Source organism: Streptomyces sp. NPDC030183 (genome assembly GCF_055573455.1).
In genome coordinates this window covers 323,456-331,186 of sequence record NZ_JBVIBK010000004.1, presented here as the reverse complement: position 1 = coordinate 331,186, position 7,731 = coordinate 323,456, and the positions used below count along the sequence as shown (strand labels likewise).

The window sequence follows — 7,731 nt, the reverse complement described above, 5'->3', positions numbered from 1 at the left end:
CTCGCCGAGATCGGCGCCACCGGAAAGCTGACCCGCGCCTACCGACCCCAGACGAACGGCAAGGTCGAACGCTTCAACCGCACCCTGCTCGACGAATGGGCCTACCTACGGCCCTACACCAGCAACACCGAACGCACCGCAGCCCTCGACACCTTCCTGCACACCTACAACCACCACCGCTGCCACACCGCCCTCGGAGGCCAGCCCCCGATCAGCCGTGTCAACAACCCTGCGGGTCAATACAACTAGGCCCTGTCGTCAAATTCCCACCTACCCCCCTTCGGGCGACGGCGGGAATGTGACGACAGGGCCTAGGAGCGTCCGGTGGAAGGTCGTTCACAAGCCACACGACATGAGCACGGAATGTGCCGAATGCCGGACGTCTCCCGTCGGATGCCTCGAATCCTGGGTTGCGGAACATGGCCGAGATTGCCCGTAAGTGGCCCATACATCCGCCGGATTTCTCCGCCGACGACCGAACCGGGCCATGTGATGTACGTCTCACCACACGCCCGGTCCGTCGACGGGTGTCCGGCCACCGAGCGGAGCCCGGCCCGGCCCCTACGGCCGCTGCCCCGGGAACGCGCCCGCGCCGAGCCGCTCGAAGCGCTCCTGGACGTTGGCGGCGAACGCCTGCTGCTCGGGGGCGGCGAACGCCTGGCCCGTGACGTTCATGGCGACTGTCAGCACACCGCTGATGGGCGCGCCGGGCGAGGTCCGCACGGGGGTGCACAGGAAGTCGAACTCCTGGGGCTGCGGGTAGTCGTAGGTGCCGAGGTGTGCGCGGGACAGGGTGGCCGCGCGGCCGCTGTGGAAGGCGTCGTCCATGGCGTTGAACACGCCGACGGCGTCCAGGTGCGGCAGGGCGAGACGGCCCGGGCTGAACTGCGGGACCATGCCGAACGCCTGGCCCTGCTTGCCGTTGGCGTAGCGCAGCAGGTGGTTGGGGCCCTCGGTGAGCATGATGGGGAAGGGCGCGCCGTCGAACACCGCGAACAGCTCCTGCTGCTGGGCGAGCAGGCTGTCGCGCAGCTTGAAGTCCGCGAGCAGGGTCTCGGAGAGTTCCTGCATGGCCTCGCGTATCCGGCGGTCCCACTGGCGCGGCTCGAAGTCGGCGACGCAGACGGTGCCGAGGATCATGCCGGTGTTGTCGCGCAGGGGGGTGCCGAGGTACGAGCGGACGCCCAGGTCGTTGACGAGGGGGTTGCCCTTGAACCTGGGGTAGTCGAAGACGTCGTCGAGGGCGAGCTGGGACCCCTGGGCGACCACATGGGGGCAGAAGCCGTAGTCGCCGGGTGCCTCACGGGACAGTTCGCTCAGGTCGAAGGGGATGGCCGGGCTGTCGGGGCCGACCTTCTCGCCGGGCGACGAGGTGGGGATGTACATGCCCCGGAACATCTGCCGCTCGTCATTGATGAAGTTCACCATGGCCAGGGGCGAGCGGGTGAAGCTGGCGGCGAGCCGGGCCACCCGGTCGAACGTGGCTTCCGCTTCCACGCTGTTGAGGCCGAGCACCTGCAGCCGTAGCCTGCGCTGTTCGCTCGCGCGGAGTGCCTGGTCGGATGAGGTCAGGGGATCCATACCGCAGATGAAAGCAGAATCTCCGACTCCACGGTTCACCACGGCCGTTAATTTCTGCCCCGGATGCCTCACAGACAACGGCTGTCCCTCTAGGCTGACTTGATGGACAGCGCCACCCGCGGCCCTGGCGGACCCCCTGCCACTCCGGTCCCGCTCTGTGGGCCAATCAGGAAGCCTGTCCAGATTTCTCCAAGTTTCAACCTTCGGCGATCACTTCCCGCCAAACCTTGAACGACAATCGAGCGGAAACGATTTTGCGTACGACAATCGTGCGGTGGTCCGGTTTTCGACGGTCGTGTGTGCGGTTTCGGCTGAACGAAAGGGTGTTGAGCGGTGGGGCGAGTGCGGTTCGGGCTGCGGACCCCCGGTCTCACATGTGGGCTGGAACACCCTTCCGCCCAAGACGTTTTCGCGCCAAGATCCACTGAGCGCATTGCGCCGCAGTACAGCTTCCGGGACGGTCGGCCACCGTTCCGGTTAGGGACCTGTCACCGACAGGCCCCGGGGCCCGTCGTCGACGGGCCTGAGTGAGGGCGCCCTGCCCCGCTGATCCACGGGGGACCCGGTACGAGGACGTCCGGGTGGCCACTTCAGACTCATGAACCTGAAACATGCTCAACCTCCGCCACACTCGGGGGCCCCGGGGCCACGCGGAGGTCGAGCGCGCCATCACTCAGGCACATCGACGCACAGGCGAAGGAGAGGTCCGTTGAAGAAGTCGGACGTGGACGCACGGTCCGTGGCAGTGATCGGCATGGCCTGCCGACTCCCGGGGGCCGCGGGGACCGACGAACTGTGGGAGCTGCTGCGCGACGGCGTGGACGCCACCAGCGAGACCCCGCCGGAACGCTACGACGTGGACGCCCTGCACGACCCCCGGCCGGGCCCCGGCAAGCTGGCCAGCCGGCGTGCCGGATACGTTCAGGCGGCGGAGTTCGACGCCGAGTTCTTCGGTCTGTCCGCCACCGAGGCCGTGGAACTGGACCCGCAGCAGCGCCTGTTGCTGATGACCACCTGGGAGGCCCTGGAGGACGCGGGCCAGCGGCCGGACGCCCTGGCGGGCAGCCGTACCGGGGTCTTCGTGGGCAACGCCCGTGCCGACTACCTGGAGCGGGCCCTGCGGCTCGGCCCCGACGGGGTGACCGCCGCCCAACTGCACAACTTCCGCTCGCTGCTGCCCGCCCGGCTCTCCCACTTCTTCGACCTGCGCGGCCCCAGCATGGTCGTCGACACGGCGTGCTCGTCCTCGCTGACCGCCGTGCACAGCGCCGTGCAGAGCCTGCGCGCCAAGGAGATCCCGCTGGCCGTGGTCGCCGGCGTCAACCTCAAGCTCCGCCCCGACGAGGGCCAGGTGATGACCGCCGCCGGGGGGATGTCCGCCGACGGGCGCAGCAGGTTCGGTGACGCGAACGCCGACGGGCACGCGCCCAGCGACGGTGTCGCCGTCGTCGTGCTGAAGCCCCTCACCGACGCGCTCGCCGACGGCGACCGGATCCGCGCCGTCATCCAGGGCAGCGCCGTCGGCAACGACGGCGGCACCAGCGACTCGGTGCTCAACCCCTCCCTCACCGGCCAGCTCGACGTGCTGCGCTGGGCCTACGAGGACGCCGGGATCGACCCCGCCGACGTCGACTACGTCGAGGCGCACGGCTCCGGCTCCCCCGTGTTCGACCCGCTGGAACTGACCGCGCTCGGCCAGGTGCTGGGCGAGGGGCGCCCGGCCGAGCGGCCGCTGCTGGTCGGCTCGGTGAAGTCGAACATCGGTCACGCGGAGGCGGCGGGCGGACTGGCCGGGCTGATCAAGGCGGTGCTCTGCCTGGAGCACGGCGAGGTGCCGGCCAGTCTCCATGTGGAGACCCCCCACCCGGAGGTCGCCTGGGACGAGCTGCGGCTGGAGATACCCCGCTCCCTGCGCCCCCTGCCCGACCGCGGCCGTCCGGCTGTCATGGGCATCTCCGGTCAGGGTTCCTCCGCCCTCAACGCGCATGTCGTCCTGCGCCAGGCCGAGCCCTCCAGGGAGACGTTCAAGGAGCGGCTCATGGCGGTGCTGTCGATCACCACCTATGTGCTCCCGCTCTCCGCCCGGACGCCCGCCGCGCTGGACGCGCTGGCCCGGTCGTACGCGGAGTACCTCGGTGACGGCGGGGCGGGCGCCGGGTACCCCGTGCGGGACATCTGCTTCAGCGCCGCGCTGCGCCGCCGCCACCACGAGCACCGGATGGCGGTGTCCGGCGCCACGCACGCGGAACTGGTGGCCGCGCTCTCCGGGGCGCCGGGCGCGCAGGGCGCGCACAGCGCCCGCGAGGTCGCCGACCGCTACCGCGCGGGCGAGGAGGTGGACTGGGAGAAGGAGTTCAAGGAGTTCAGGAAGGGCGCCCGCTTCGTCCCCCTCCCCCACTACCCCTGGCAGACCAAGCGGTACTGGCCCGGCGAGAGCGCCTCCGGCGGCGGGGACCCGGAGAGCGACCTGTCCTCCTGGCTGCTGCGGGAACACGCCCGCACCGGCTTCGACGACGGCTCCACCCTCACCGAGATCGGCATCGACTCGCTCGCCCGGCTCCGTATCGTGGTGGAGCTGACCAAGCGGTCGGGCCAGGAGGTCGACCCGGAGGAGTTCGGCCGTCTGCGCACGGTGGGCGAACTGCGCGAGTGGACCCGTGAGCTGGAGGCCGCGGCCCGATGAGCGCCCGCCCCGGGGTCGGCACACCCGACCCGAACAGACCCGGCCCGGTGAAGCCCGGGCAGGACACCACCCCGCAGACCCTGTACGGCTGGTTCGCCCGCTCCGCCGAGGAGTTCGCGGACGAGGTCGCGCTGGAGGTCGAGGACCGGCGGCTGACCTACGCCGAGTTGCGGGACCTGGCCGAGGGGATCGCCGCCCGGCTGCTCACGGCCGCCGGGGCCGACCGGCCCCGGCGCATCGGGCTGCTGGCCGGCAGGTCGGTCGCCGCGTACGCCGGGTATCTCGCGATCCAGCGGACGGGGGCCGCCGTCGTCACCCTCAACCCGGAGCACCCGGCGGGCCGTACCGCCGGGATCGTCCGGTCGGCCGGACTGGACCTGGTCGTCACGGACACCGCGGACGTCGACGTGGAGGTGCCGCGGCTCGTCCTGGACGAGCGGGAGCTGGCGGCGATCGGCGCGGGGCCCCGCCCGGACGCCGAGTGGCCCCGGGTGGGACCGGAGGATCTGGCGTACATCGTTTTCACCTCCGGTTCGACCGGGGCGCCGAAGGGCGTGCCGATCACCCACCGGAACATCTCCGCCAATCTCGCTCATGTGGCGCCCCGGTACGGCGTCGGGCCCGGCAGCCGGATGTCACAGACGTTCGAGCTGACCTTCGACGCCTCGGTGCACGACCTGTTCGTGGCCTGGGCGGGCGGGGCGACCCTGGTGGTGCCGGCCCGCAGTCAGCTGCTGTCACCGGTCAAGACCGTCAACGCCCTGCGTCTGACGCACTGGTTCTCGGTGCCCTCGCTCATCACCTTCGCCTCCCGCCTCGGCACCCTGAAGCCGGGCAGCATGCCCACCCTGCGGTGGACGATCTTCGGAGGCGAACCGCTGCCCCTGGCCGCGGCCCGCGAATGGCGGGAGGCCGCCCCGAACAGCGAGCTCGACGTGCTGTACGGCCCGACGGAGCTGACCATCTCCTGCACCGGCTACCGCTTCCCCTCGGACCTCGCCGACTGGCCGGACACCCCGAACGGCACGGCACCCATCGGCCGCTGCTTCCCCACCCTGGACTTCCTGCTCCTGGACGAGGACGGCGAGCCCGCCGACACCGGGGAGCTGTGCGTGCGCGGCCCCCAGCGCTTCCCCGGCTACCTGGACCCCGCGAACGACGCGGGCCGCTTCGTCCCGGCGGGCGACGGCGCAGGCACGGTCGAGAGCACCGGCACGGTCAGCGAGTCCGACTGGTACCGCACCGGCGACCGGGTCGCCCTGCGGGACGGGCAGCTGATCCACCTGGGGCGCACCGACCACCAGGTGAAGATCCGCGGCCATCGCATCGAACTCGGTGAGATCGAGGCGATGCTGCGCGAACAGGGCGGTGTGCGCGAGGCGGTCGTGCTCGCCGTGCCCGCCGCCGACGGCGAACCGGAACTGGAGGCCGCCGTCAGCGGCACCGGCTGCGACCCCGGACGGCTGTTCGCCGGACTGGGCTCCCGGCTCCCTCCTTATATGCTGCCGCGCCGGATCACCGTCCTCGACGAGCTCCCGCTCAACCCCAACGGCAAGATCGACCGCCGGGCCCTCCTCACCGAACTCACCCGAACCCGCTGACCCTTCCCCCCCACCCCGCCGGCATCTCCCCGCCCTCCCCGGAACCCTCACCCGGACCGGGAGGGACCACCCCGCCCCCCGGGGAGCGATGAAAGGGGAAGCAGGGAAGCTCCCCTTCCGTCCCCTCCCGTCTCCCGGCGCCCCACCGCCCGACCGAATCCCCCGCCCGCTCCGACCTCACGCACCGTCCACCCGCCACCCGGGGGCCGGCCCGACCCCCGGCCCCGGCCCCACCCGACTCTCCGATCCCGTCACCCATGAACCCCCGAAGCCGCGCCATCCCCCCACCCGCCGCGCACCGCCCCCTCCCCCGGGGCGTCCGCACGCGGCCCGGGGGCGTCCGCACGCGCTTCCCGGGGGTTCTCGCGTTCCCGGAGGGACCGGCCGCACCCGGCGTGCCGGTCCCCCTACCGTTCGCCGGTGCCCCCGCCCCCTCCGCCGGCGCGTCCGCTCCCCTTCCGACATTCACCCACGTAGTGAGGCCCACATGTTCGACGCCATCGTGGTAGGGGCGCGCTGCGCCGGAGCCCCGACCGCCATGCTGCTGGCCCGCGCCGGCCACCGCGTCCTCCTGCTCGACAAGGGGGTCTTCGGCTCGGACACCCTGTCCACCCACCTGATCCACCAGCCGGGGGTCGCCGCCCTCGCCCGCTGGGGCCTCCTCGACGCCGTGCGCGCCACCGGCTGCCCGCCGCTCGACCATGTGACCTACGAGGTGGCGGACATACGGCTGGAGGGCTGCGCCCGCGGGGTGGACGGGCAGCGCGCCGCGTACGCGCCCCGGCGCCGGGTCCTCGACCCGCTCCTGGTGGAGGCGGCGGTCGCGGCCGGGGTCGAGTACCGCGAGAAGTGCGCGGTCACCGCCCTGCTGCACGACACCTCCGGCCGGGTCGTCGGCGTGGAGGGCAGACACGAGGGACGGCCCTTCACCGAGCGCGCCCGCCTGGTCGTCGGCGCCGACGGCATGCGCTCGACCGTCGCCGACCTCGCCAAGGCCCCGTTCACCGTCGAGGACGACCGGATGACCTGCGCGTACTACGCCTACTACACCGACGTACCGGCCGCGTTGGAGCTGTACGAGGCCACCGGGTCCTGGGTGGCGGCCGTCGCCACCCACGACGACGCGACCCTCGTCCTCGCCTACTTCCCGCAGGCGCGCTTCGACGAGATCCGCTCCGACGCCTCCACGGCGTATCTGGAGCAGGTCCGCACCACCGCGCCCACCCTGTACGAACGCATCGCGGGCCGGGAGCCGGTGGAGCGGCTGCGGGGGACGGGCGACCAGCAGAACTTCTTCCGGCGGGCGGCGGGACCCGGTTGGGTCCTGGTCGGGGATTCCGGGCACCACAAGGACTCGATCACCGCCCGGGGGATCACTGACGCGTTTCAACAAGCGGAATCCCTGGCGAAGCACGCCGGCCCCCGGCTCGGCGGCGACCCGACGGCCCTCGACGCGGCGCTGGCCGCCTACGCCGAGGAACGTGACGCGGCTCTCACTCCGGGGTACGAAGCGACTTTGGGGGTTGCCCGACTGGAGCCGCACGAGCAACGATTGTCCCTGTTGCGGGCCGTGCGGCAGGACCCGGAACTGACGTCCATCTACTTCGACACGGTGGCCGGTATCGGCACGGCGAGCGCACTGTACACCCCCAAGCTGCTCGCTCTTTTGTGATCTTCGTCAACTCATGTCCGGGAGCGATCAGTTGCGGTCAAGCGGATGCTGACGGTCAGGCACGGGGCCTGATACGGTTCCCCACGGCCGCTGACATTTGCCGACGGCGTGTCAAGTCGGCGCACAGGGGGGATGTCGGGCAACGCGCGCCACCCCTGACCGCCATCGGATTTTCGCTGTCGTACGAGGAATCA

Annotated in this window: 5 protein-coding genes; 4 read left to right on the top strand and 1 reads right to left on the bottom strand. The window is 71.5% G+C overall.

Annotation, left to right across the window (positions count from 1 at the left end):
- Positions 1 to 249, top strand: a 249-nt coding sequence (locus tag ACZ4Z2_RS07495; RefSeq protein ID WP_468073352.1) for an integrase core domain-containing protein, incomplete at its 5' end; no start/stop codon positions are given.
- A 312-nt stretch (positions 250 to 561) separates the two neighbouring features.
- Here ACZ4Z2_RS07495 and ACZ4Z2_RS07490 read toward each other — a convergent pair.
- Complete coding sequence (locus ACZ4Z2_RS07490) at positions 562 to 1,581, bottom strand: GAF domain-containing protein (RefSeq protein ID WP_468073350.1); 1,020 nt, start codon at positions 1,579 to 1,581, stop codon at positions 562 to 564.
- Positions 1,582 to 2,290: 709 nt separating this feature from the next.
- Between ACZ4Z2_RS07490 and ACZ4Z2_RS07485 the strand changes: the two genes are divergently transcribed.
- The 3 genes from ACZ4Z2_RS07485 (at position 2,291) to ACZ4Z2_RS07475 (ending at position 7,537) form a co-directional block, all read left to right on the top strand.
- The gene (locus ACZ4Z2_RS07485; protein ID WP_468073348.1) at positions 2,291 to 4,264 is read left to right on the top strand and encodes a beta-ketoacyl synthase N-terminal-like domain-containing protein; all 1,974 of its coding nucleotides are present in this window, start codon (positions 2,291 to 2,293) and stop codon (positions 4,262 to 4,264) included.
- Positions 4,261 to 5,865, top strand: coding sequence for an amino acid adenylation domain-containing protein (locus ACZ4Z2_RS07480; protein WP_468073346.1), 1,605 nt, complete (start codon positions 4,261 to 4,263; stop codon positions 5,863 to 5,865). The genes ACZ4Z2_RS07485 and ACZ4Z2_RS07480 overlap by 4 nt, the downstream gene beginning before the upstream one ends.
- Before the next feature lie 487 nt (positions 5,866 to 6,352).
- The gene (locus tag ACZ4Z2_RS07475; protein WP_468073344.1) at positions 6,353 to 7,537 is read left to right on the top strand and encodes an NAD(P)/FAD-dependent oxidoreductase; all 1,185 of its coding nucleotides are present in this window, start codon (positions 6,353 to 6,355) and stop codon (positions 7,535 to 7,537) included.
- The last annotated feature ends 194 nt before the right edge of the window (positions 7,538 to 7,731 follow it).

Coding starts and splice junctions, on each gene's coding strand:
- ACZ4Z2_RS07490 (WP_468073350.1), bottom strand. CDS start 1,581: ATGGATCCCCTGACCTCATCCGACCAGGCACTCCGCGCGAGCGAACAG.
- ACZ4Z2_RS07480 (WP_468073346.1), top strand. CDS start 4,261: ATGAGCGCCCGCCCCGGGGTCGGCACACCCGACCCGAACAGACCCGGC.
- ACZ4Z2_RS07475 (WP_468073344.1), top strand. CDS start 6,353: ATGTTCGACGCCATCGTGGTAGGGGCGCGCTGCGCCGGAGCCCCGACC.